This is a genomic window from Bacillus sp. AK128 (genome assembly GCF_053903075.1).
This window is the reverse complement of the sequence record NZ_CP096379.1, coordinates 1,885,625-1,907,733: the sequence shown is the minus strand read 5'-3', so window position 1 is coordinate 1,907,733 and position 22,109 is coordinate 1,885,625. Positions and strand designations below refer to the sequence as shown.

29 protein-coding genes, 1 riboswitch and 1 other annotated feature are annotated in these 22,109 nt (G+C 33.8%); of the genes, 2 read left to right on the top strand and 27 right to left on the bottom strand.

The features are described from left to right. Positions 1 to 422: 422 nt before the first annotated feature. The 22 genes from M1D60_RS09455 to M1D60_RS09350 all read right to left on the bottom strand — a co-directional run bounded on the left by M1D60_RS09455 (position 423) and on the right by M1D60_RS09350 (position 13,537). Positions 423 to 695 carry a hypothetical protein gene (locus tag M1D60_RS09455; RefSeq protein ID WP_456278911.1) on the bottom strand — a complete coding sequence of 91 codons (273 nt, stop codon included), beginning with the start codon at positions 693 to 695 and terminating at the stop codon, positions 423 to 425. 150 nt (positions 696 to 845) lie between these two features. Beyond that, entirely contained in the window at positions 846 to 1,175 is a 330-nt protein-coding gene (locus tag M1D60_RS09450) for a peptide ABC transporter permease (RefSeq protein WP_456278910.1), read from the bottom strand. Positions 1,176 to 1,228: 53 nt separating this feature from the next. Next, entirely contained in the window at positions 1,229 to 1,486 is a 258-nt protein-coding gene (locus M1D60_RS09445) for a hypothetical protein (RefSeq protein WP_456278909.1), read from the bottom strand. Continuing rightward, positions 1,449 to 1,793: a hypothetical protein gene (locus tag M1D60_RS09440; RefSeq protein WP_456278908.1), complete on the bottom strand. Its 345-nt coding sequence runs from the start codon at positions 1,791 to 1,793 to the stop codon at positions 1,449 to 1,451. Before M1D60_RS09440 ends, M1D60_RS09445 begins: the two co-directional genes overlap by 38 nt. A 138-nt stretch (positions 1,794 to 1,931) precedes the next feature. Then, complete coding sequence (locus M1D60_RS09435) at positions 1,932 to 2,369, bottom strand: hypothetical protein (RefSeq protein ID WP_456278907.1); 438 nt, start codon at positions 2,367 to 2,369, stop codon at positions 1,932 to 1,934. A gap of 133 nt (positions 2,370 to 2,502) precedes the next feature. Beyond that, complete coding sequence (locus M1D60_RS09430) at positions 2,503 to 3,015, bottom strand: fructose-bisphosphate aldolase (protein ID WP_456278906.1); 513 nt, start codon at positions 3,013 to 3,015, stop codon at positions 2,503 to 2,505. Positions 3,016 to 3,154: 139 nt separating this feature from the next. After that, complete coding sequence (locus M1D60_RS09425; protein ID WP_456279399.1) at positions 3,155 to 3,583, bottom strand: site-2 protease family protein; 429 nt, start codon at positions 3,581 to 3,583, stop codon at positions 3,155 to 3,157. 133 nt (positions 3,584 to 3,716) lie between these two features. Then, positions 3,717 to 3,866: a hypothetical protein gene (locus tag M1D60_RS09420; protein ID WP_456278905.1), complete on the bottom strand. Its 150-nt coding sequence runs from the start codon at positions 3,864 to 3,866 to the stop codon at positions 3,717 to 3,719. Positions 3,867 to 3,970: 104 nt separating this feature from the next. Beyond that, positions 3,971 to 4,243: a hypothetical protein gene (locus M1D60_RS09415; protein WP_456278904.1), complete on the bottom strand. Its 273-nt coding sequence runs from the start codon at positions 4,241 to 4,243 to the stop codon at positions 3,971 to 3,973. Between the two features lie 133 nt (positions 4,244 to 4,376). Next, a complete protein-coding gene (locus M1D60_RS09410; RefSeq protein ID WP_456278903.1) occupies positions 4,377 to 4,955 on the bottom strand; it encodes a group-specific protein in 579 nt (192 codons plus the stop codon). A 252-nt stretch (positions 4,956 to 5,207) separates the two neighbouring features. Further along, entirely contained in the window at positions 5,208 to 5,513 is a 306-nt protein-coding gene (locus tag M1D60_RS09405; RefSeq protein ID WP_456278902.1) for a hypothetical protein, read from the bottom strand. Positions 5,514 to 5,561: 48 nt separating this feature from the next. After that, entirely contained in the window at positions 5,562 to 5,768 is a 207-nt protein-coding gene (locus M1D60_RS09400; RefSeq protein ID WP_456278901.1) for a hypothetical protein, read from the bottom strand. A 145-nt stretch (positions 5,769 to 5,913) separates the two neighbouring features. After that, the gene (locus M1D60_RS09395; RefSeq protein WP_456278900.1) at positions 5,914 to 6,630 is read right to left on the bottom strand and encodes an alpha/beta fold hydrolase; all 717 of its coding nucleotides are present in this window, start codon (positions 6,628 to 6,630) and stop codon (positions 5,914 to 5,916) included. A gap of 141 nt (positions 6,631 to 6,771) precedes the next feature. Beyond that, positions 6,772 to 7,584 carry a protein phosphatase 2C domain-containing protein gene (locus M1D60_RS09390; RefSeq protein WP_456278899.1) on the bottom strand — a complete coding sequence of 271 codons (813 nt, stop codon included), beginning with the start codon at positions 7,582 to 7,584 and terminating at the stop codon, positions 6,772 to 6,774. Next, a complete protein-coding gene (locus M1D60_RS09385; RefSeq protein WP_456278898.1) occupies positions 7,577 to 8,029 on the bottom strand; it encodes an HIT family protein in 453 nt (150 codons plus the stop codon). The genes M1D60_RS09390 and M1D60_RS09385 overlap by 8 nt, the downstream gene beginning before the upstream one ends. Before the next feature lie 63 nt (positions 8,030 to 8,092). Continuing rightward, positions 8,093 to 8,319, bottom strand: a binding site (T-box leader). 180 nt (positions 8,320 to 8,499) lie between these two features. Beyond that, positions 8,500 to 9,030, bottom strand: a complete 531-nt coding sequence (locus M1D60_RS09380) for a hypothetical protein (RefSeq protein ID WP_456278897.1) — start codon at positions 9,028 to 9,030, stop codon at positions 8,500 to 8,502. Between the two features lie 404 nt (positions 9,031 to 9,434). Next, positions 9,435 to 9,893 carry a DinB family protein gene (locus M1D60_RS09375; protein ID WP_456278896.1) on the bottom strand — a complete coding sequence of 153 codons (459 nt, stop codon included), beginning with the start codon at positions 9,891 to 9,893 and terminating at the stop codon, positions 9,435 to 9,437. Further along, a complete protein-coding gene (locus M1D60_RS09370; RefSeq protein ID WP_456278895.1) occupies positions 9,890 to 10,618 on the bottom strand; it encodes a class I SAM-dependent methyltransferase in 729 nt (242 codons plus the stop codon). Before M1D60_RS09370 ends, M1D60_RS09375 begins: the two co-directional genes overlap by 4 nt. 148 nt (positions 10,619 to 10,766) lie before the next feature. Further along, entirely contained in the window at positions 10,767 to 11,321 is a 555-nt protein-coding gene (locus tag M1D60_RS09365) for a GNAT family N-acetyltransferase (RefSeq protein ID WP_456278894.1), read from the bottom strand. 53 nt (positions 11,322 to 11,374) lie between these two features. Continuing rightward, a complete protein-coding gene (locus tag M1D60_RS09360; protein ID WP_456278893.1) occupies positions 11,375 to 11,836 on the bottom strand; it encodes a PH domain-containing protein in 462 nt (153 codons plus the stop codon). A 421-nt stretch (positions 11,837 to 12,257) separates the two neighbouring features. Further along, positions 12,258 to 12,632, bottom strand: a complete 375-nt coding sequence (locus tag M1D60_RS09355; protein ID WP_456278892.1) for a hypothetical protein — start codon at positions 12,630 to 12,632, stop codon at positions 12,258 to 12,260. A gap of 257 nt (positions 12,633 to 12,889) precedes the next feature. Continuing rightward, positions 12,890 to 13,537 carry a DUF1349 domain-containing protein gene (locus tag M1D60_RS09350; protein WP_456278891.1) on the bottom strand — a complete coding sequence of 216 codons (648 nt, stop codon included), beginning with the start codon at positions 13,535 to 13,537 and terminating at the stop codon, positions 12,890 to 12,892. Positions 13,538 to 13,836: 299 nt separating this feature from the next. Here M1D60_RS09350 and M1D60_RS09345 point away from each other — a divergent pair, with 299 nt between their 5' ends. Beyond that, a complete protein-coding gene (locus M1D60_RS09345; RefSeq protein WP_456278890.1) occupies positions 13,837 to 14,673 on the top strand; it encodes a cytochrome c oxidase assembly protein in 837 nt (278 codons plus the stop codon). A gap of 95 nt (positions 14,674 to 14,768) precedes the next feature. On the opposite strand, the gene M1D60_RS09340 is transcribed toward M1D60_RS09345, so the two are convergent. The 4 genes from M1D60_RS09340 to M1D60_RS09325 all read right to left on the bottom strand — a co-directional run bounded on the left by M1D60_RS09340 (position 14,769) and on the right by M1D60_RS09325 (position 19,030). Continuing rightward, on the bottom strand, positions 14,769 to 16,871 hold the full coding sequence (locus M1D60_RS09340) for a putative bifunctional diguanylate cyclase/phosphodiesterase (RefSeq protein WP_456278889.1): 2,103 nt from the start codon (positions 16,869 to 16,871) through the stop codon (positions 14,769 to 14,771). Positions 16,872 to 17,406: 535 nt separating this feature from the next. After that, the gene (locus M1D60_RS09335) at positions 17,407 to 18,021 is read right to left on the bottom strand and encodes an FMN-binding negative transcriptional regulator (protein ID WP_456278888.1); all 615 of its coding nucleotides are present in this window, start codon (positions 18,019 to 18,021) and stop codon (positions 17,407 to 17,409) included. Positions 18,022 to 18,033: 12 nt separating this feature from the next. Next, entirely contained in the window at positions 18,034 to 18,552 is a 519-nt protein-coding gene (locus tag M1D60_RS09330) for a GNAT family N-acetyltransferase (RefSeq protein ID WP_456278887.1), read from the bottom strand. Positions 18,553 to 18,577: 25 nt separating this feature from the next. Further along, positions 18,578 to 19,030 carry a MarR family winged helix-turn-helix transcriptional regulator gene (locus M1D60_RS09325; RefSeq protein WP_456278886.1) on the bottom strand — a complete coding sequence of 151 codons (453 nt, stop codon included), beginning with the start codon at positions 19,028 to 19,030 and terminating at the stop codon, positions 18,578 to 18,580. A gap of 112 nt (positions 19,031 to 19,142) precedes the next feature. Here M1D60_RS09325 and M1D60_RS09320 point away from each other — a divergent pair, with 112 nt between their 5' ends. After that, positions 19,143 to 19,778, top strand: a complete 636-nt coding sequence (locus tag M1D60_RS09320; RefSeq protein WP_456278885.1) for a YczE/YyaS/YitT family protein — start codon at positions 19,143 to 19,145, stop codon at positions 19,776 to 19,778. 126 nt (positions 19,779 to 19,904) lie between these two features. On the opposite strand, the gene M1D60_RS09315 is transcribed toward M1D60_RS09320, so the two are convergent. After that, a complete protein-coding gene (locus M1D60_RS09315) occupies positions 19,905 to 21,512 on the bottom strand; it encodes a glycoside hydrolase family 43 protein (protein ID WP_456278884.1) in 1,608 nt (535 codons plus the stop codon). 376 nt (positions 21,513 to 21,888) lie between these two features. Further along, a riboswitch (purine riboswitch) is annotated at positions 21,889 to 21,988 on the top strand. The last annotated feature ends 121 nt before the right edge of the window (positions 21,989 to 22,109 follow it).

The following is a 22,109-nucleotide window of genomic DNA, read 5'->3' as shown; positions in this document are numbered from 1 at the left end:
ATTTTTTTATTAATAAGAGTAGAACTATATCTTTTCCTACTAACTGCACTAACCTTCTCCTTTACTTGAATAAGGAAAGGCGATACTCCTTGTTGAACAAACGCACCCAAAATTTCAATAAGAATCGTTTGACGACTTAGAACTCTTTTTCAGAGTTATCCCAATGCAAATTATAATAACACCTATAAGACTCGCAATAAATTCGGCGTAGTAAAAATCTCCGTCCCTCAGAAAACGAATAAGAAAGTTGGTTCCAAACCCTGTTAATATCAATATCCCCCAAAATATTAACCCTTTTTTCATAACTTCCCCCTAATATAAATTACTCCGCAATTCTTATCCTGTAGCACAAGGAGCGACTGTAGTTCAATAAGAATATCTGTTTAGACACTGACCTCTTGTTTTTTCTTAAACAGTGTTTACTATTCTTTCGTAAAAATCATCTTAATAAAATAAGTTAGGATAAGAGTGAAAAGCCCAATACCGAAAAGTATACCTCCAGAAACTACAAAGTTATTTATATAGCTTTCAATCCTAATATGAAACATAGCGGTATCCGTTCCACCCTGCTGCTCCATAAGCCAATTGTCAGCCATTGATGTACCAAAGTTTGTGCTGAAGAACAAAAGTATAAATCCGGTTATAAATAATGTAGCCCCAATAGTTACAAATCGATTAAAATGACCCTTTGTCATATAACCCCTCCGATTTAATAAAATTCCGCTCTGGTTCTCTAATCCCTTCTTCACTGTACTCACCCTCTACTTCAACAACAAAGGCCACCAATCCTGCTAGGATCAGTGGCCAATTACATTTTCAACTGTCCCCGTTAGCTGAAAAGGGATTTATGTAATTTTATGCCTCTTTCTTTTCAAATAAACACCTAACAATAACAGAATTAGGCTATAGATGCTAAAACCTACTATCATAAAAATTGTTTCACTTGTAAGACTAATCGGTTCATATCCACTATGGTTGTTAATATGATGTTCTTCGCTTTTGTACGTGAACCAAACAATAGTAATAAAGAAAACATAACAAATTATTAGGAACGCTGACTTTATATAAAATAATATTTTGTTGTTTGAAGAGATTGAACGTAATGTATGTAAAAAAAGACCACCGTACACAAGCATAAAAATGATCATTTCATAAAGTTCAATTTTAAAGTCCAATTAACTCCCCCCATACTAAACCATTTCCCTCTATAGTTGAAGAAGCAATTCCATCAGTTGCTAATTAGTATCTTAATTTTGGCTTTATTTTCTTCAACTAGTTCGTTCAGATGATTATTTACTTTTTCATCATATTCTTCAATATTCTCAACATTTGGTTCACGGAATAGTTTTTGTACATATGCAGTTACATACAAGCTGGTTTCAGTTGTTTTTTCAATGTATTTTTTAAAATATTCTTCTGGAGCCATTCCAAGCTTTTTAGCTTGTGGTTCAACAAATTCGAATTGAATTTGCAGTCTCCGTATCATTATGATCAGGTGGATAAACAGCAAACCCCTCAACGGTTTCTTTTACTTCTTTAGACACATCGATGTTCAACTTTTTAGCTTCTTGCACTACTAATTTAGCTTTTATAGTATCATCAATCATGTCCAGTACCTTATCATCAGGATATAAAAAACGTAATTCACCAATGGTTATTTTCTCTCCTCTTACAATAGCAGCAATATCTTCATCCTTATATTTGGGTGAATCCGAGCACCCTGTTAAGGAAATTAAATAAATAACAATAATAAAACAAAAAATTTTATATATAACTTTTACACCTCTCTTCAAAACCGTAACTTTTTAATATTAGTTACGAATAATCTTAAACAAAGTTTCGTTATTCCATCAGCCTTACCCCTTAGAACAAGAAGCGACTGCTGTTATTGAAAACCTAGCACCAGTTTAGTTAAATCTTGTCTATTAACTTTATCTCCACATAAAAGGTGTGTACTCGATAATTTCCCAATCTAAATCTTCTTCTCCTAACACAGTATTGATCGGATTAGTCATTGGGTCTGTTGTCTTATATCGTACTGTTCCTATCATTATGCTTCCTGCATCAAATCCTATTTCATATGAGTCTTTATCAGTGTTTAAAACTAAAGTGGTCATAATTGGAGGAAGTTTCAGTGTGTTTATTTCTTTTAACTTTATCTGTTGATCTAAAATATTAACTATCAATTTTGGGTCATTTATTGTAGCTGATGCAGTTTTTGTTACAAGTGGTATTTGACTATAAATTATTATCTGTTCTACCTTTTCATCTTCATCAATCAAATTAGCTATAACTTCTTCATAAGTCGTTTTCTTTGATTGTTCATATAAAAAGTAACCTACAAAAATAATAAGTACAATCCCACCCACAATAGTTTTCTTATCGATAGCAGTTATCCCCCTTTTATTTATTCACATTGAAATTCTTTTTCAACAAACCTTACCTTTAGTTCAATAGATTCTATAAAAATAGCGTTAATCCCTTCTTGGATCAACGCCCCCATTAGTTTAATGTATCAAATTCAATTAAATCACCAACATTATACTCACTTGTAATACTTTCTCCTTCTTCTGTGTCCAGATAAAGCTCTAAAATGATGGAATTAAAAGCATTTATAATTTCTTCTTCACTCAATCCCTTGGAATAGAAGACAAATTCACTCCCATAACTTGCAAAGTTTTCACTATCGTTATTTTGGCTATTACCTTCGCCAAACCAATATCTATCTTTATTATTGTCTATTGTATTTATAGCCTCTTTCCAACTTTTACGTTCAGGGAATTCAACTTTTCTTATAATTTCTGTCGAGTGTTCAACTTCAAAATCAAAGGTGAATTTGCGAAAATCATCCTTTGTAGGATTGTCTAATCCATGTGTTCCAAAATAATCAAATTCTTCTTCACTTAATTTTGAAACGACTGCTTCGATAGTTATCTTGGGTTCTTGTGAAATGTTACAAGCAGTAGTGAAAAAAAGTAAAAATGATAAGAAAAGCAACATCCATAATTTTCGCAAAAATTTCACCTCCCACACAAATATACCATAAAACCCCAACACCTTCTTAACTTTCCCTTTACTTGAATAAGCAAAAGCAATTCTCCTTCTTGAAGAATTGCCCCCGTTAATGCAACAAGCAAACGTTGAAGTAATTTTGCTACTTTATAACCATCGCTGGATATTCCACTATATGCACCAAAAAAGATGGATACCTTATCGGTGTTATTGTAATTACAAATTGAGCTAGTGCTGCATTCATAATTGCTTTCATTATAAAGTTAACAACCGTAGGAAAACTAACATAAGAAATTAGTAGAAAGCAAATACAACATAATAATAGTGATGAAAACGGACCTGCAAGGAATATGGCGATACTTTTAGCCTTATTGCCTTTTTCTGCTGAAACGTTATAACTAAAAAACCCAACCCACCCACTCAATGGTTGTACCTTTATGGTTAATCTTCCAACAGTAAAACCATTACCTTTAAATTTCTTCCCTAATCTAATCTCCACGGGTACTTTAAGTAATTTAGATGCTACTAAGGCATGACCAAGTTCATGGACAAAGGTGGTAAATGGAAGGATAATTGCAACAAATAGTAAGAATGTTAATGCGAATTCTATATTGTTTCCCCCTCTACTGATTGAATTTCACCTTTATGTCTTGTTCAACTCTTCTTACCGTTAGTCAAAATAACTCTTCTCAGCTTAATATAGATTACTTTCCTTTTTCTTTAATTAAATTGTACAGATCAATTAAGGCACCAAATATAAAACCTAGGAACACATCTGTAAGTGAGGGTGCACCGCCATACCATACAGAAGAACAAATTATACTAATGATTCCAACAACCCATGTAAAAACCAAATAGATCCCCCTTTCTTGTGAAACTAACCTTACCCGTTACTTGAATAGAAAGGCGATCCTATGTTATTTAAGAATCGCATCCGTTAGTCAAAAGTTATAAAAAATTAACTTTCCTTTTTTCTTGACTTCAAATTCATTCCAACAAAAGTAAGCGAAGCGATTACCACTAAAAAACTTGATATGAAAAATCCAACTGCATATGATGGGATACTTTCTTCTGGTACTCTATCATTTATTTCAAAACCTAAAAAGTATACTCCAATGCCATCTCCATCAACATTCGTTCCAAGTGACCTTAAATCTAATCCTTTGTTTAACAATAAAACTCCAAATAAAATTAGAACACACACAATCAACCACCGACTTATTTTATTCATTTGTTCGCTAACTCCTTAACTAAATTTTTTACTCATCAACTGAAATACCTTTATTAAACTCTTCTTCTCCGTTAGCAAAAAAGGGACTTCCTCTTCAATCCGAACCCGTAGCGTGAAAGAAACAAACGAGCAACTAATGTAGGTTAATAGAGGTCGGTTTTTCATTCCAGGTTATGACTTCCACATCCTCTATATTAACTTTCCCAAGGCTTAGAACATGAGGGATATAAGGAAAAAGTCCGAATCTATTTCCTTTCTCGTTTTCAACTCTGTAATACTCTATAGTATCCCTTGGTAATTCTATTAGTTCTTCATACTCGTCAGTATCTAAAATTTCAATCTCATTCACATCAATATCAGCAGCTGGTCCACCATAGTTTTCTTTCGAATAATGATATATAGCAGTTTTATTTGACTGTAATTTATGGATAGGTATTTTATAAAACTGTTGTTCCTCTTTAGTTTTTATTCCTAAGTCAGTGATAGCACTATAAACGTGGAAGGGGTGTATAGGTAGAAAGTGCAATACGTCATTCCATAAGCAGTCTAATTTAGGCACCTTCTTCTCTAGAAGTTTTGGTCTCTCAGGGTGATCAAAATATTTTTGAATATACCTTTCAAAGAGTTCGGGATATTCATTTTTAAGTTGATTCAATGGATGTAGCTCCAAACCCTTCATATCCTTTGGAACCATGTGGTAAATATAATTCACGCTATCTCCCCCATATAGAAATTGCTTATCCTACTTCCAAAAAAGCGATCTCCTTTTTGAACAAACCTTACCGTTAGCACAAGAAGCAAGTGCTTATAAGCACTCGCACGTGTTAGCTTAGCCTCTTTCTTGTGTGTTTTAAGAATATAATCCAACATTCGTTTTCTACTAAAAAAGTAAACATTATATCCTCCTAATTCACTAAACTCTTAAGGTGTCTTCTACCCAGAATTAGCTTGTTCAACTATCCCTTTAGTTGAATAATTCTAACCACCATGGGTAATCGTATTGCCCCTCAGATATTTGAAAAAAATTTCCCGAAAATCCTAAATGAACAATACCATAGTGATCAAGTGTTAACTCTTTTACTGCGTAAGTTGAAAATAAGAAGAAATTGATTCTTTCTACTTCAAAATTAAGTTGTTCATGGGATTCCTCCATCTTTTTTTCATCAAAGTTGGTATAGTTGATATAATCTTGTTTCGATGGGTTTGTCATGATGGAAAAAATAATAAAAAAGAAAAGTATCGTACCAATAATATTCTGTTTTTTAGCCATTTTCTTAAACTCTTCCCCTTCCTATTCTATTAAACATACTTCTATTGTTTAATAAGGTGGAGTAAAACCATCTCTATAAACCTCGTAACCAAAAATCCAATATAATAGAATCGCGATCATAAAAATCCCAACTAATAAACTAACCCACGCAAAGTACCTATTCTCTTTATAAATTATAGGAAATAGAACAATCAGTAATGTTCCGATACCTAAAGTAATTAAGGCTGTTATTCTAGCTACAAGATATTCCCACATTTTTTCTTCTCCCTTAACCAAAAGTAAAACCTTACTCCTGACAAGTAAGGCCTAAAGAAAAGTATTATTCCACTAAACTACGTTACGTCAATAGAGGATTTATGGTTTAATGTTTATTAAAGTCATTTATTTCCTAATTGATCACTCATTCTTTATCAACTTTTTCTAAAAATTGTCCAATCTTGGTCAAAAACCTATTGTAATCTGGAATCCATAATTCGTGACCTGAATCAGAAAACTCTACTATATCCACATTACTTAAATGATTCTTATAAATTTCAGTAGCTTCTTCTTTTAAGAGTGCCTGTTCTGTTCCACCTTTGATAACTAAAACTGGACAAGTAATTTTTTTCAACTCATCCCATAAATAAATTTCTTTGGAATCATGTTGGATCCCCCTTACCACGTGGCGACGTTCTTCTTTTATTAACCCTCTAGATAAAACCCATTCTACCCACGACTCTGGAATTGAAGGATACTTTGCTTGATAATCGCATAATATTAACCCATTTATTTGTTCTGGATTTTCTGAAGCAAATTTAATTGCATAAGGAACCCCCATAGAATAAGCCATTAAACAATATCCATCAATTCCACTATTTAATACAACTGATTCAATATCTGAAACATGCTCTTCAAAAGTATAGCCTGATAGAGGTCCATCACTTTTCCCTCTACCTCTTAAACTAAGAGAAATACATCGTCTTGGAGAAAGTAAGTTCATCTCATCTCTAAATTTTTCCGCAAAACCCAATCCCCCTGGAACATAAACTAAAGGGGTTAAGTAAGAGGTATAATCCATAGATTCTAAGTAATGAATAGAAACACTATTATTTTTAGCCACACATTCTAATAAAGCCATGATGATCCTCCCCAATAAAGTTTCACATGAAGTAGAGAATTTTATATCATTGAACATTACTGCTATTAGTTAAATAGATTTTTTTAACATAGTGTCAATCCCTTCTAGGATCAACAACGCGCACCCGTTAGTGAATATACTTCAATTGCTTGGTTGACTTCCTACCTCGTTAATGTCAACAAACCATGATAAGATTGTCGTGCTATCACGGACATTATTCTTCTTTATTTCCTCCAACAACCTCCGTACACTTTCATCATTTGTGAAACTATCAAATGGTTTAAATAACTCATTTGGATTACTAAAATTTGTGTTAGGACATTCTATAAGCCCGTCAGTAGTTAAAAATATATGATTTCTCCCTTTTCTAAGCTCCTTTGTTCCTGAACTGAAACAAGGTACGTCTAACTCAAAAGTATTCACTTTTCCAATCCATTCATAGAAACTACGATGGTTTTGTTGGTATTCATTTAGATCTGATAACTCTGGGTGATTTAAATAAAGTACACAATCGCCAACTGAGAACCACCAAATGAATTTATACTTTCTCACAACACATAAAAAGGCTGTTTCTCCTTGTACATTTCTACAAGCTTCTTTAAAACTCTTACTTTCAAAAGTAGTCAAAAATAGGTTATAAAGACAATCATAGGATTCTCGAGGTGTAAACGTAAGTAGCTTTTTAATTTCTTCCTTTAGAGATTGAATAGTTGCCACTACTAATTCAGCACTTTCAGCCGAAGAATGTGCATCTAAAAGCACTACAAACTCATAATCTAACTCCTCATTAACCCATGCAATACAACCATCTTCATTCTTATATTGACCAGCAGCAGTATTACCTCCAAAACGTCCTAAGACAATATGACTTATCTTATATATATTTAATGTATCTACGAAATTTTCTTGGCTTCCTACCCATGTGTATTCTACGTCTTTATCTATTCTATTCATATGGATTTGTCTCTAAATAAACTTTAATTCTATTGCATAGCTCCACCACTTCATTTTCCTCGCCCATCCTTGCATTTGGAGAGTCATAGACTGCAAAAGGACCCCAATATTGTTCAGGAGTGTTTGGATAGCGAGCAACCAAGTGCATATGAAGATGAGGAACGGCATTACCTGACACAAGAGCATATACATGCTCAGCCTTTTCAACTTCTTTAAGAGCTTTACTTAATCTAGCCATAATAACCCCAAACGCTTTGGCTTCTTCTGGTTTCATATCGGCAAGAGTAGGCACATGTCTCTTCAAGTCAATCATTAGATGTCCTAAATAGTTTGGTTTCCCATTATTATCAATATGTCCAACATAAATATACTCGTCTTCAAAAATGCTATTTCCAGCAACTTTTATGGTTCCATTATGTTTGTTACAAATAAAACACTCTACCATGAAACATCCCCCATATCCTGTTTTAATATTTTTATAGAAAAAATAAAAAATCCTATCATCTCATAAAGAGACGACAGGATTAACCCTAACGTGGTACCACTCTTCTTGGTTTGCCTAAAAATACTTGAACAAACCTTCTCAATAACTTCTTTACGGAAGTAAACCGTCTAGACTTACATATCAGTCTAACCACTCATAGGCGAGTTGGGGAATTTATTGACCACCTTTTCAGCAAACGGTAGCTCTCTAAACAATAAAGGTTCCTTAATACTCCTAATCACTGTGTTTGTATTATGTAAAATTTTTCTAATCATACAATATACTAAACATTCAGTCAACATTTTTTATTGAACTAACTTACCTTTTAATAGTTGTATGTTTTATTGCCATAAGCAGGGTATAAGAACCATCTTTTATTTTTCACAACATCCCCCCTATGACAATGATATGATATTGTCCGAACACGGGGATTACTTCTTGTCAGCTAATAGCTGAATTTTGAAGATATCTGTAATACCAGTGCGGTCAGTGACTAGTGTAATTGAAACCAAATCACCTTCTGACAAATCAGAAAGTGGGATCACAGTATCCTGCCGATATATACTCACTTCTCCCCATACATCATACTGGAACTCACCTCGATAATTCTCATCATTGAGGGAAATACCTTCAACCAATAGTGTGTTCTCGCCAACTTCATTTACTTCTGCATAGAATGTCTGAATATCAGAATGTGACATCACCCATGCATCTTCTTCGTGATCTTTATAGGCATTAACATATCCGACAAAATAGCTAATCAATATGCAAATAAGGAAGACTATGATGGTCATAACGATAGCAGCGATAGTATATGGAGGGACCATTGAAGTACGCTTGCCTTCGTTTGCTCCTAAAGCCTTGTTAATATGCCGTTTATAGACTTGAAAATAGATGAAAACGGTAGCGACTAATATCATTAGAATTGCAAACAATGCGAGAAAATAAATAGGAAAAACCATGTAATCGCCTCCTCTATATTCCGAAATACTCTTTAAAAATGTAGTAATAACTTCTTGTTACATCAACACTTTTACCATTAGTCATGGTAAGGATAAACTTTGACGAAAGAGTAGGTGTAATTCGCCTTTCGTTCATCGATATACATAGCCATGTTCCAAAGGTAGCTTAACAAGCGGTTTTTGGTTTTTCAATATAAGAGGAACACTTTACAGATATAGCCACATAGATTACACATCAAGGTGTATAAACATTAATTTTTCTATTCGCGGCTGTCAGCAAGTCTTTAATCTTTAGGAATAAGTCACAACTATTACGAATTTGATAATCGGCTCCAATAGTTTAATAACTTCAACAAAAAAAATACGTTAATCCTTGGATCAACGCTCCCTTAATAAAAATGTAATTATTTTAAAAGAGTTTGCTTCATACTTTTAATTATTCCCATATGTAGATTTTCATGGTTCATATGAAAAACTACCATATCTCCCAATGTTCTCATACCTAAAAAAGATTCTTTAAGTGGTTTATCAAGGTGGTCCTTACACGCATGCTCAATAAGAATAGGTTGTTCTTCCAACTGTTTAATAAGCTTATCCATTGTCGGAGGTTGTTCTGTCCAATTTTCTGGTTTACTTCCTCTCGGAAACATCAAGTGATAAGACAGGGGCATTTGTCTCTCCTTATCAACAGCTGAAAACATTGTATGATCCCAACCTACTAAAATATGACCAGTGTTCCAACGGATACTATTGTTATGACCATGAGGAATTTGGTCGGCGATTTCTTCGGGAATTGTACGAAGAAATTCAACAGTCCAGTTACGCCACATTTTCATTTGTTGAAATAATTGTTCTTCACTCATAAATCATATCTCCCTTTATTACTTTTCATAGCCTTTACAATTATGAAATGCGGATTCTTCATTAATCTTTCATACTTTTCAGGCTCTTTTATTTTAAATTCCTTAGTAGGTTGAGGCTCGACTACCTTCTCAATTGAGAAGTACTTAAGCGTTTCATTTAATATTATATTAAGAGGTCGTCGATAAAATGGAACTTCAATTAATTCCCCTTGTCTCTTCCATTTATCGATAATAAGTTCAGTAGAAAAGTAATCGTCATTTTCGGACAGTTTAATATCCATAAATGGATGGTGTACTGAAAAGAGCAATTTTCCACCTGGTTTTAATATTCTTTGAAATTCGTTGAAGGTTTTACTCCAATCTTTAACATAATGAAGTACAAGAGAACTTACAATAAGATCAAAAGATTCATCTTCAAAAGGAAGTCTATGCTCTATATCTAAACAAAAAACCTCAGCATCTTCTCCAATACGCCTTTTAGTAGCTGCTACCATTTCGGGACTTATATCTGAAGCAATCACTTTTGCACCAAGCTTAATTAACTGAAGTGTATACCAGCCTGCTGCACAACCTGCATCAAAAACCTTCAGATCTTTTATTTCTGCTGGAATTAATTTCATCATAGCAGGTCTTTCATAATCAATGTTATATACGTTCTTAGTATCTACATTATGTTCATAATCTCTAGCAAGCTGATTATAGGCATCTTTAACTCTATTATTCATATAACACCCCCAAAATTTATTTAACAGTATTCAACCCGTGCTTTTGTACTAAATTTACCTATATCTCAATAAAGAAAGAGTCTCGAAGCCTCCTCATATACTCATCTCTTCCTTCTGAAACAGCTTCAATTGTACCGTTTAATAAGAGCTACTTTGAATTAATATAGTAAATTAGATTATCAGTCCATTCGTCAAATTCATAAATAAAACCTTTTCTAATGCATTCAAATTGCATTCCAACAATTTCTGCTAATCTTATTGAAGGATTATTATCAAGATTAATATGTGCTTCAATACGATGATAATTTAGCTTTTCAAAAGCTAGAATTATTGCAGCTTTAACAGATTCCTTTCCATAACCTTTTCTCCAAAATTGATTATGGATGGTATAACCTATCCTCGCCCATTGAAAATCTTCCCTCATAATTGTAGAGAAGTCTATTGCACCCAAATGAGCATGGTCTTCTTTTCGAAAAACGCCAAAGACATACACTTTATCCTCTAAAGCCATCTGTTGATGGTTATCTACCAAATCTCTAAACCATTCTTCAGTACAAATACTCATATCTACTTTACCGTCATCATACTTGTGCTGTGAAGGCATTCTATTATTAAATTGAGTTAACCAATTTGAATAATCTTCTTTGCTATATGGTCTTACTATTAATCTCTCTGTTTCTGTTGTGTAAGTAAAGCTTTCCAAATAAACACCTCATCTAAATATTAGTTCCATTCTAATTTTACAATAGCCACTCGTTACTTTAATTGTATTCCTTCAAAACCTTGTATTTTTACGTTGGGACATCTAGTTTTTAATTCATTAATAAATTCTCTTTTCGCTTTAGGTGAAACTTTAACACTTCCGAAAAGTGTTGTTTTATTGAAAAGTTCAAGTGCATCTCTCGATGATAAAATTCTATATCCTGTAAATATATCAGTTGTAGGTGTTACCTTTGTTATGTTTTCGTAATGAATTTGACTTCTAAACGGTCCACCTTTTATGAGTAAATAATCATGATAGAAAATATACTTAACTGAAAAAGCAGTCCATAAAATTAAACTTGACACAATAAGGAAAGTTGAACTGAGAATTAGAACCACTGCTAATTGTGTCCCGCCTTCGACGAATAATGGAAAGAATGATACTACAGCAATAACGAGTACAACAACTGACATAAAGTTGATAAAAAAGGTATCTATTTTTGAACGAAAGATCATAAAGTAAAAGCTCCTCCCTATATAATTTTCTCTTTTCAAATGGCTGTTTTCGCATACTTTGTTGCTATTTCACAAAAAATGAAATTATATTGGGTCCGTTGACTTCCGCTGCAGGCACTCGCTTTCCGTGGGGAGGGACTTGAGCCTCCTCGTCTTTGCCTGCGGGGTCTCAAGCTTCCCTCTATCTCCCACAGGAGTCGAGTGCCTTCCGCTCCAATCAACTCAATGCTTTAACAATGCTAATCAAATAACAACAATCTTTACCAAAAGAGACTTTCAAATAAATACGATTCAAACAACTAAAAGTTTCATCATCTTCCACTAACCTTCCCTTCAAAAAACGGTCACTAATCCTTCTTAGATTAGTGACCGTTTTATTAATTGGATAAGAGTACAAGTCTTTATTGAAGATAATTTCTCGTTACTTGAATTTCTTTCTAAAAATTTCATCAACGATCCAGAATATTAATGCGGCTATTAATGTTAATGGACTAAGAAGGAAGTGTTCAAAAAAGTAAGAAAGGACTACACCAATAATTAGACCAAAAATACTATGAATCAAAAATGCTTTTTTATTTCTTTGTTTGCCGTTTAAATTCTTAGTTAGATAGTCAGATAGGATTGATACTGGTAAGCCAATAAAAAGTATAAATGGAGCCACACCAACAAGAAGAACTCCAAAAACAGCAAATAAATCATAATGATCAAAGCCATCCATTATTGCAAAAAATAGGTTAAGAAAAAATCCAGTTAAGACAGTGGTTAAAGCAGATACTAAAAATTTCCTTAAAAACATTAAAGCCCCCCAATCCTTCTATGGTTAATTCACAACGATTACTAATTAATAAACTAACTATGCTAATGAACTACCATTCTAGTTGTTTTATTAAATCCGTCGATAGCTATCATGAATCTTCATGATGTTCAGGAATCTAAATATTAAAATGTTCTCGCCGTTATCGTCTTGCCAGTATGTAACTTTTATCTTAACATTCAAACTATGAAAACTAAGATCAACATCATAAAAACAGTCTAATATTAGCACCTCTTCAATTATAAATAAGCCTCGTTAGGATCATTAGAAATTTGTTCAATGTCTATATAGTCAAATCTGGCTTCTTGGTTACTCCCTTGTGGACTACATGCATATAAGCCCACTTTAATTTCAGAGTCTCCTGGTATATCTAAGTGAGCAATACGTATTTGATTCCATGCTTCTCCGTTAAGTGAATAGTCAACGTATCCGTTTTGACCAATCCTTGATATTCTGAAATACAAGTGTTCATATTCATAATCTATATATTGTGTAGACCAATCGGAATAGCCGTGGTTTGTCACAACTGCCCCCAATTTACTTTTTCCATTTGGTATGTATTCTAATGACGTTTTCATCCATACGTCCTTCGAGATTCTGATCATCAGTCCTGCTTGATCATACTTTGATTTAGGTAATGTCTTGACTTTTGTAGTTATTCTGAAATTTTTATTTGTTTCGGTATATAGAAAATGACCATTATCTGCTTCGAAATTATAATGTGTTTTTTGCCAATAGTCGGTGTTTTCATCCGTTTTTATAACGAGTTGTGAGGTGCTCCTGTCTATAAACCATTCTTTAGGTTCACATTGCCACACTAATTTATTGTCCAATCTGTTGTTTTCAAACTGTTCACTAAGGATAATATTTGTACTCAAAAAAATCACCTCATCATAAAAGTGTTTTCTACTTACAAGTGCTCCCAATCTTGGTTTTTATATGAGCATACTTTCCTGTTGATGAAAGGCCTTTTTTTCTTTAGGAATGTACAGATATAATATCATACACTGCATTTTTATGTTAATAATTTACATTTTTCGCACCTATCATTTCAAAATAGCTTCTATACAGTCTCTCCCCTTATTCCCTCTCCCTTTCTTGTTATAAAAGTGACGAACATCACATCCACTTCACATGTACTTCTTTAAAATAAGAGCAACTACTACTATTTAAGGGTTGAGATCACATGGATATACTTCAAACGATTTTAGAAGACTTCACATATCATGAAAAATGGAATTTCGGTGTGCTTTACTTTATTTTATTGACCATTGCTTTGTACTTTTTTTTATTACCAACTTCCCCTACTCACACAAGGCTTAAATCAGGTTTATTTGTATTGGGGCTTTTCATTTATTTCTTTGCTTTAGGTAGTCCATTAAACTTATTAGGACGAATTCAATTTAGAGCACATATGATCCAAATGATTATGCTTTTTTTCCTTTCAGCTCCTTTACTCGCTATAGGGCTAAAAGGTGAGTTTCTAAAAAAAGCAATTTCTGTACCCTTTTTAGATCAGCTATTGCTTAGACTCATGAAACCAACTGGTTCATTAATTTTGTTTCACGTACTATTTATTAGTTATCATATTCCAGTTATCTTTGATTACGTTAGAATCAACCTCTTCTTACATTATTTTTATTTATTTGCGATGTTTGTAGTTGCCCTTATATTTTGGTGTGCTATTTTCCCGCCAATAAAAGAATTAAATCGGTTAACCAACAAGCATCGGAAGATATATTATATGGGCTATATCATTTTATTCATCCCTTTGGCAGCTGTATTTTTTCTATCTAAACAAAGCTTCTATTCTATTTATACAGACATGGATTTAATAATCACTTCACTTGAACTTTGCTTACCCTTAGGAGAATTAGCAGAGCCCATTATCGAAGAAGATCTTGTCGAGGCGCTACTTCCTTTTCCCCCACAACGGGAACAGGTTGTCGGTAGTATGATTCTTTTTACAACCCAGTTGGCCTCTTTATGCCTCTATACTTTTATAAAAAATGCTGTAAAATAATGTTTGTTTTGATATCATGAAAAAGCACAAGCTCATAGTTTTTAGAGCTTGTGCTTTTAGACTAATATCCTACACTCATGCTACCCGGTAATCAATTAAGAATGATCCTCGTATGTTAGAAGCAATGCTTTTAACTCTTCTAGCGATACCGGTTTGGAATAATAGTAACCCTGTACTTCATCACATCCGAATTCCCTCAAAAGTTCCACATGTTCTTTTGTTTCTACCCCTTCTGCTAATACAATTAGGTTTAGATTATGACCAAGATTCACAATAGAATTCAATAATGTGTTGTTAGTAAAGTCATTGTTCTGTAGAAATTGTCGATCAATCTTTAATCGGTCTATTGGTAATCTACTTAGATAACTAAGCGAACTATAGCCTGCTCCGAAATCATCCAAGCTAATGGACATTCCTAAATCTTTAATTTGGTTCAAAATTGTAATAGAATGATTAAAATCTAAAAGTGCTCCTTCTGTAATCTCAAAATCGATTAAAGCCGGGTTAATTCCTGATTTTTGAACCACTGATTGTAGATCGCTTAATAAGGTGTTACTTTTAAAATGAGTTGGTGATAGATTAACGGAAATCTTTAGATTCATATTTAACTCATCATTAAGGTCCTTGATTTGCATGAATGCATGTTCAAAAATCCAAACGCTAAGTTGATCAATTAGATGTAGTTCTTCAGCAAGTTGAATAAAATAAAAGGGTGATAGAAGACCTTTTTCAGGGTGATTCCATCGCACTAAGGCTTCTAGACCAATCCATTTACCAGACACTAATTCTATTTGAGGTTGAAAATAAACGACAAATTGTTCAGCTTCTATTGCTTTGCGGAAATCCATCTCAAAAGACAATTTTTCATGAATACTAACTAGTAATTGTTCTTCAAAAAATTTAATATTTCCATTAGTTAACTGTTTAGAATGAAATCTGGCTATATCTGCATTTTTAATAAGTGTTGACCAATCATTCCCGTCCTTAGGATAGATACTTATTCCTATAGCTGGTGTTACTTCAAACTGTCTCTCACCAATTCTAATTGATGTAGGTAAATGTTTTAGGATTGTTTGTGAAGTTGCCAGTAGATTATCACAATTACTAAATTCGGGAACAAGTACAACAAAGTCCTTTTCACCCCACCTAACTAGTATTCCGTAGTGATCAATTTTGGGTTTTATTGTATTTATAATTTTTGAGATATACTCTTCTCCCTTTCCATATCCCAATAAATCTATTACCTTAAAGTAACCATCTAAACTAATAAATAATAGAGCTATCTCATCATGATCTTTTATGTTCATTACATCATTTACATATCTTCGGTTCGGCAATCCAGTTAATAAGTCAAAATAAGCTAGTTGATTAAGTTCTTTATGATGTTGTTTTAGCTTTAGCTTTTCAATTGAAGAAAGGTAAAACAAGGAATAGAGAAGTCCCTCAATAATTAAAAGAGAGATGATTAATATATTAATTTTTAGATGCTCTTCTTCTACACGTTTGGCATAATCATCACCATCAAAATTCAATACTAGTACAGATTCTACTTGATAATATTGGTTGATGATTGGATAAAAAGCACTTATACTACTGACCCCATAATCAACTGTTGGAACAGTTTGCATCATGAAGTCACCCAAGAATGCTCCTTTAAGCTCGGGAATATTTTCATCATATATGCTTCCGATTGGGATTACTTGTTCAATATCAGCATTTATTAAACCATCATTATTGTAATCTGTTGGCGGAGAAACAACAAAGTAGATTTCATCTTGACTATTCTTCTTTAACGTATATATACTTTGGATTTCCAATTTCTCTTGCCAGGTTGTCATTTTGGTCAGGAGCGTTTGATAAAGCTCATCATCGCTATTAGTATTGAAATGTAGCGCTTCGTGTCCGAATTCTAGTAATTCCGTTCCAATCAGACTACCCGTATCTTTTGCATAGCTTTCAATAATCTCATGCTCCTTGTCCACAAACACAACATGAGCTATTTGTCCTAAGAAAAATGTAGTGAATGTCAGCAGAACGAATAAAACCGTAGAAAAGATACTAAATTTTCTAGGAATATGGGGTAACTTTTTTTGTGAAATGATCCTAATGATTATGGGTGTGGTCAATATTATGAATAAACAAATCGTATAATACACAATATGATGGGAATCAAAGTTCCAAGGAAGTAAGTGTTTCATAGTAAGACCTCTTGTAAGATATTTTGCTATTATAATATTTATCGGCCAAAATATGAGAATTTTAACAATAGGTGTTAATCTTCAATATTTATACAAATTATCACATTTTTGGATATATATCAAAATACTAGTACTCTACATGAGAGTTTATTCACTATTCTAAGATAGAGTTCAGTTTGCTATCTAAAAAAAATTAGCTGTGTTAAAGTACAGTGTTGATTTTCAGCAGAGTTGATTGAAGTGGAAGGACACGAGACTCCTGTGAGGAAAAAGGAAAGAGCTTTTTCTCGGGAGAAGCGTGGTGAAGGAGACCCCGCAGGCGGTAACGCCGAGGAGGCTCCCGAACCCGCCCACGGAAAGCGAGTGTCCTGTAACGGAAATCAACAACGAGCTTTAACAGAGCAAAAAAATTAAAATACCCTCTTTAAATCGTTAAACCTACTGGATTCGATGATAGATTATTAATGTTCCATCATGCTCCGTAAGAATTTAAAATGAAAAAATTGCTACTAACCATAACTAAAAAAGATTGCGATTAACGCAACCTTTTTTCCATCTGTTCTGCTGTTTGATTCGAATTTGGATTTCCATCATCTTTTAAATGATTAATGATGTTCTTATAATCAGTTTCATTCCGGTTTTGGCTTAATTTATATGCAGCCTGGATTTCTTCCACTTTAATCTTAAAACCAACAATACCTTTAAGTTGTTTTTCTAATAAGTCAGGAGAAAGTGTGTCCCATAGTACAGGATTTTCACGCTTCTGTTCATACTTATACAACATTGCTGTTAAATCATCTATTAATTCATTTTTTTCCACTAGACTTGCTTTTCCATAAATATGTACCGACTGATAGTTCCAAGTTGGAACATTTTCGTGCGAATACCAAGAAGAAGAAATGTAGGAGTGGGGGCCTTGAAACATAACTAGCACGTCTTTACTAGCTTCGAATGTTTTCCACTGCGGATTTCCATAAGCCAAATGTCCTGTAAGATAGCAATCATCCCCGTTCTTCTTTAACCCCAATGGCAAATGTGTAGCGATTGGTTTCCCTTGTTCAGTTGTTACAATTGTTCCAAAAGAGTGTTGCTGAACAAACTCCCAAATCTCATTTACATCTGTGACCTTAAAATGCTTTGGAATGTACATAAGAACCCACCTTTATATAATCGTTTTGGTCATAATTAAATCAATTTGTTCCTCATCCCCCATATAAAAAGAGTGGGTACCCGTTTGATCAAACCCCATCTTCTTATAAAACGCGATTGCATTCTCATTTCTTTCCCATACACCTAGCCAAATTTCCCTTTTATTTTGCTCGGTTGCAATTTCTAACGCCTTATTGAGTAGTTCTTTGCCCAGCCCGTATTTTTGAAAGCTGCTTTTGATATAAATCCGCTCAACTTCAAGTGATTCATCACCCATTTCTTCTGACTGAGCATCATCCATATTGATTTTTAAATATCCAGCTACTTCATCATTGAAATAAATAAAAAAGAATTGCGAGGAAACCGTAGTTAATTCTTTTTCTAGTTGCTTTATGTCAAACGCCTTTTCCAGATAGGCTTTCATGTTTTCGGGTGAATTCTGGTCCTTAAACGTCTCGTCAAAAGTTTCATAACTCACTTCTTGAAGTGTCTTTAGATCTTCAAGTGTGCACTTTTTTATAGTTGTTGTCATTTATATTGTCACTCCTTCTATTTAATCAATAATTTCTCTTGTTTCCCTTTTTTACAAATTCCCAATCGACTTCTACATTCTTCCTTACTCTTTGAAGAAGGTTGTAAAGATTCTCTACTTCATCTTCAGAAAAACCTTCTAATGCAACCTTATTGGAATGATTATTTTCTCCTATTATGAATGGATAAATATTCTTTCCTTTTTCTGTTGGAAAGAGCTTTTTAATTTTCTGGTTGTTTTCATCATCTCTCTTTTCAATAAAACCATTTGCTTCAAGTTTTTTTATAGCACGGGCTGCTGTTGTGCGATCTACTTTTATCAGCTCAGCAAGCTTTTCTTGGATGATTCCTGGATTTTCACATATTCGTACAACGTATAAATACTGCCCTTTTGTTAGGTCATATTCTTTGAATTCAATATTACTAATCGAATCTAAAGCCCTTGCGATCATACCAATTTCACGAAGAATTTCCTTCATTATAATCTCCTTAGAAAAATTTTGTTGTAAATACAACAAACTCACCATATAGTTAATGTAACTTTATTTTATTGCATTTGCAACAAAAATAATTAAAAAAGAGGTGATTTCAGTGAAATATGTTTTTTATGTAATAGGAATCTTACTATTAACCCTTGGAATTTCAATTACTATATATTCAGACCTTGGGACTTCACCATATGATGCTCTATTGGTAGGACTAGCAATAAATATTGGGCTTACAGTGGGAAGTTGGGAAATCATAATAGCTATTATCATAATGTGTTGCAACTCATTTTTAAAAAGGCGACGACCTGAAGTTTTGGGGTTGTTAACCGCATTTATAACGGGTGTTGGCATTGATATGTGGCTATTTCTATTAAAGGATTTGATTACACCTGAACTTTGGTCTATCAAACTTGTATACTTTGGAATTGGCTTAATGGTTATAGGAATAGGGACAGCTATTTATTTACACACAAATTTTGCACCTATTCCAATCGACCGTTTAATCTTAATCATCCAAGAATTAACTAGAACGTCTATACTGATTTCAAGAACCTCCATTTATCTTATATTCTTGATAATGGCCTTACTATTCAATGGCCCAATTGGTGTTGGTACGATCTTAACCGTTTGTTTAGGCGGCCTAATCCTTAACTACTTTATGCCATATACAGAAATAGTATTAAATCGGATTTTACTAGACTCTAATATTCTTGATAAACAAAAAAACCATTCGGTCTAGGATGGTTTTTAGTTTATGTGATTAACTAGTATTTTAACATCGCAAGTAAAAAGAGAAGAGACCAAATCAAAGACGATTTGATCTCTAATTGGATTATTTTTAAATCATTCTATTGCAATCCAATACTTATTCAGGCTTATAAATAAAATAGTCAAAGTCTGCAGCTTGTTTTCGACCAGAAGTATCTTGACACTGCATACCGACGAATGCACCCGTAAAGAATCCTCCGCCTTGGATATAATCATCAGACAGTTTGTATGACTCGAATGTAACTGGAATCAACATCCAATCTTCACCATTGAATGAATAGGAATATTGATAGACATTTGTCTTTACTTCCACACGGATGTGCACATATTCCATATCTTCAGGAATCTCAATTTCATTTCCGCGTAGTGGTTGGGCAAATGTGAAGTTATCACATGTCATCAATTCAAGGATTCTTCCCTTTTCCTCGTTCCATGAAATTTGGCATGATGTCCAGTTTTGGGTATTGTAGTAGTTTACTAGACCAGCAGATTGTTGGAACGTTTCTGGATTGAACTTTACCTTTGTCTCCGCAATAAAATTAAAATGCTGCCAGCGTCTTGCAATAAACGCTTGAGTAAACTTAGATGTTAGTGACTCTCTACCATAGAGACGAAGGTGTCCCGGATTGTCTTTCAGAGATACAATCTCCTCACCTAATGGAATACGTAGAGACTGAAAATGAGCATTTAGTGTTTCTGAATCAAATTCATCTTTTTCGGGATAGTCGCTCTCCCACTTCACTTCAGGAATGTTAGGTCCTTCTATTTCAAGTGAAGGCTCATTACCTCCTACTACATACGGCCAATCGTTTTTCCATTCTAGTCTTTGAATCGCCGTCTCTCTACCCAGTGGACAAAAGCCCCGAGGATCTAATAACGCTTTATTTTCATCAGGTAATGGACGACCCGTTAAGTGAACAAGGAACCATTCGTCTGTATGTGTTTGAACAATTGAAGCATGCCCTGCTTTTTGCAATGGGTTCCTTGGATAAGGGAACGATGTAATTAATGGATTATCAGGGTGGACTTCATATGGTCCTTCAATACTTTTTGATCTAGCAATTGTCGCACAATGGTCGTACTTTGTTCCACCTTCAGCTGTTAATAAATAGTAGTAGCCATTCAAACGGTAAAGGTGTGGTGCTTCTGTTAGTTTAACATCTGTTCCTTTAAAGATAATTCTCGTCTTGCCAATCAGAGTTTGTTCTTCAGGGCTATATTCTTGTAGAGCAATTCCATAGAACGGATGATTGCCAACACGATGATCCCAGTTCATGTTGACTAAGTATTTCTTTCCATCTTCATCATGGAAAAGTGAAGGATCAAAGCCTGAACTGTTTAGATAAATAGGATCTGACCATTCACCATCAATCGTCTCACAAGTCGCAAGATAGTTATGACAATCCTTCCAATGTCCTTCAGTTACTTTTACATCGGTATAAATTAAATGGAACTTCCCATCACTATAAGATAGCTGTGGTGCCCAGATTCCGCCAGAATCAGGATTTCCCATCATATTTAATTGACTTAATCGGTTTAAAGGTCTAGAAGCTAAACGCCAATTTTTCAAATCCTTAGAGTGATAGATTCCAACTCCAGGAAACCATTCAAATGTAGATACAGCAATATAATAGTCTTCTCCAACACGACAAATACTCGGATCAGGATTAAAGCCTGGTAAAATCGGATTTATAATCGTTGCCATAAGTGCCTCCTACTGATTTTTATGATAAGTATGTGTACAGATTTTTCAGAATAAAAGCGCTGTCATTTTGAAGATATCATGTATTATTAGGAACAGCAATGCAATAATCATCAGCTAGGCTATGTTCTAAAAATAGTATACTTTTATCTAATATTTAGTATGATTTTAGTTTTATAGTAAATGCTTACTCGCGTATTTTCTTCTTATTTTAGTTGAAAATCCAGTCCGTTAATTTCCGTCTCAGGTGCTTGCTTTCCGCACCAACTACCTTCAGGTTTTTTATAAAAATAACAACCTTCTTTGCTAAGATAGTCTGTATTTAGAAATTAACACTTGAAAAATCATGTGAAACCTAGTAAACTGTTCAAAGTGCTTTCCTAACCAAATAAGTTATACCTGTATAACCTCAATAATATGGCTTGAGGGTCTCTACCAGGAACCATAAAATCCTGATTACAGAAAATGAATCGCTCATTTTTTGTAATCAGGATTTTTTTTATTATTTGGGCTCTGTTAAAGTAGAGTGTTGATTTTTAGCAGAGTTGATTGTAGTGGAAGGATGCGAGACTCCTGTGGGAGGCAGCGTGTCAGGTGAGA

Bases quoted from the DNA above. Each gene is read 5' to 3' on its own strand.
- M1D60_RS09455 (WP_456278911.1), bottom strand. From the start codon at position 695: ATGACAAAGGGTCATTTTAATCGATTTGTAACTATTGGGGCTACATTA.
- M1D60_RS09445 (WP_456278909.1), bottom strand. From the start codon at position 1,486: ATGATACGGAGACTGCAAATTCAATTCGAATTTGTTGAACCACAAGCT.
- M1D60_RS09415 (WP_456278904.1), bottom strand. From the start codon at position 4,243: ATGAATAAAATAAGTCGGTGGTTGATTGTGTGTGTTCTAATTTTATTT.
- M1D60_RS09405 (WP_456278902.1), bottom strand. From the start codon at position 5,513: ATGGCTAAAAAACAGAATATTATTGGTACGATACTTTTCTTTTTTATT.
- M1D60_RS09400 (WP_456278901.1), bottom strand. From the start codon at position 5,768: ATGTGGGAATATCTTGTAGCTAGAATAACAGCCTTAATTACTTTAGGT.
- M1D60_RS09395 (WP_456278900.1), bottom strand. From the start codon at position 6,630: ATGGCTTTATTAGAATGTGTGGCTAAAAATAATAGTGTTTCTATTCAT.
- M1D60_RS09390 (WP_456278899.1), bottom strand. From the start codon at position 7,584: ATGAATAGAATAGATAAAGACGTAGAATACACATGGGTAGGAAGCCAA.
- M1D60_RS09385 (WP_456278898.1), bottom strand. From the start codon at position 8,029: ATGGTAGAGTGTTTTATTTGTAACAAACATAATGGAACCATAAAAGTT.
- M1D60_RS09380 (WP_456278897.1), bottom strand. From the start codon at position 9,030: ATGGTTTTTCCTATTTATTTTCTCGCATTGTTTGCAATTCTAATGATA.
- M1D60_RS09375 (WP_456278896.1), bottom strand. From the start codon at position 9,893: ATGAGTGAAGAACAATTATTTCAACAAATGAAAATGTGGCGTAACTGG.
- M1D60_RS09370 (WP_456278895.1), bottom strand. From the start codon at position 10,618: ATGAATAATAGAGTTAAAGATGCCTATAATCAGCTTGCTAGAGATTAT.
- M1D60_RS09360 (WP_456278893.1), bottom strand. From the start codon at position 11,836: ATGATCTTTCGTTCAAAAATAGATACCTTTTTTATCAACTTTATGTCA.
- M1D60_RS09355 (WP_456278892.1), bottom strand. From the start codon at position 12,632: ATGTTTTTAAGGAAATTTTTAGTATCTGCTTTAACCACTGTCTTAACT.
- M1D60_RS09345 (WP_456278890.1), top strand. From the start codon at position 13,837: ATGGATATACTTCAAACGATTTTAGAAGACTTCACATATCATGAAAAA.
- M1D60_RS09340 (WP_456278889.1), bottom strand. From the start codon at position 16,871: ATGAAACACTTACTTCCTTGGAACTTTGATTCCCATCATATTGTGTAT.
- M1D60_RS09335 (WP_456278888.1), bottom strand. From the start codon at position 18,021: ATGTACATTCCAAAGCATTTTAAGGTCACAGATGTAAATGAGATTTGG.
- M1D60_RS09330 (WP_456278887.1), bottom strand. From the start codon at position 18,552: ATGACAACAACTATAAAAAAGTGCACACTTGAAGATCTAAAGACACTT.
- M1D60_RS09325 (WP_456278886.1), bottom strand. From the start codon at position 19,030: ATGAAGGAAATTCTTCGTGAAATTGGTATGATCGCAAGGGCTTTAGAT.
- M1D60_RS09315 (WP_456278884.1), bottom strand. From the start codon at position 21,512: ATGGCAACGATTATAAATCCGATTTTACCAGGCTTTAATCCTGATCCG.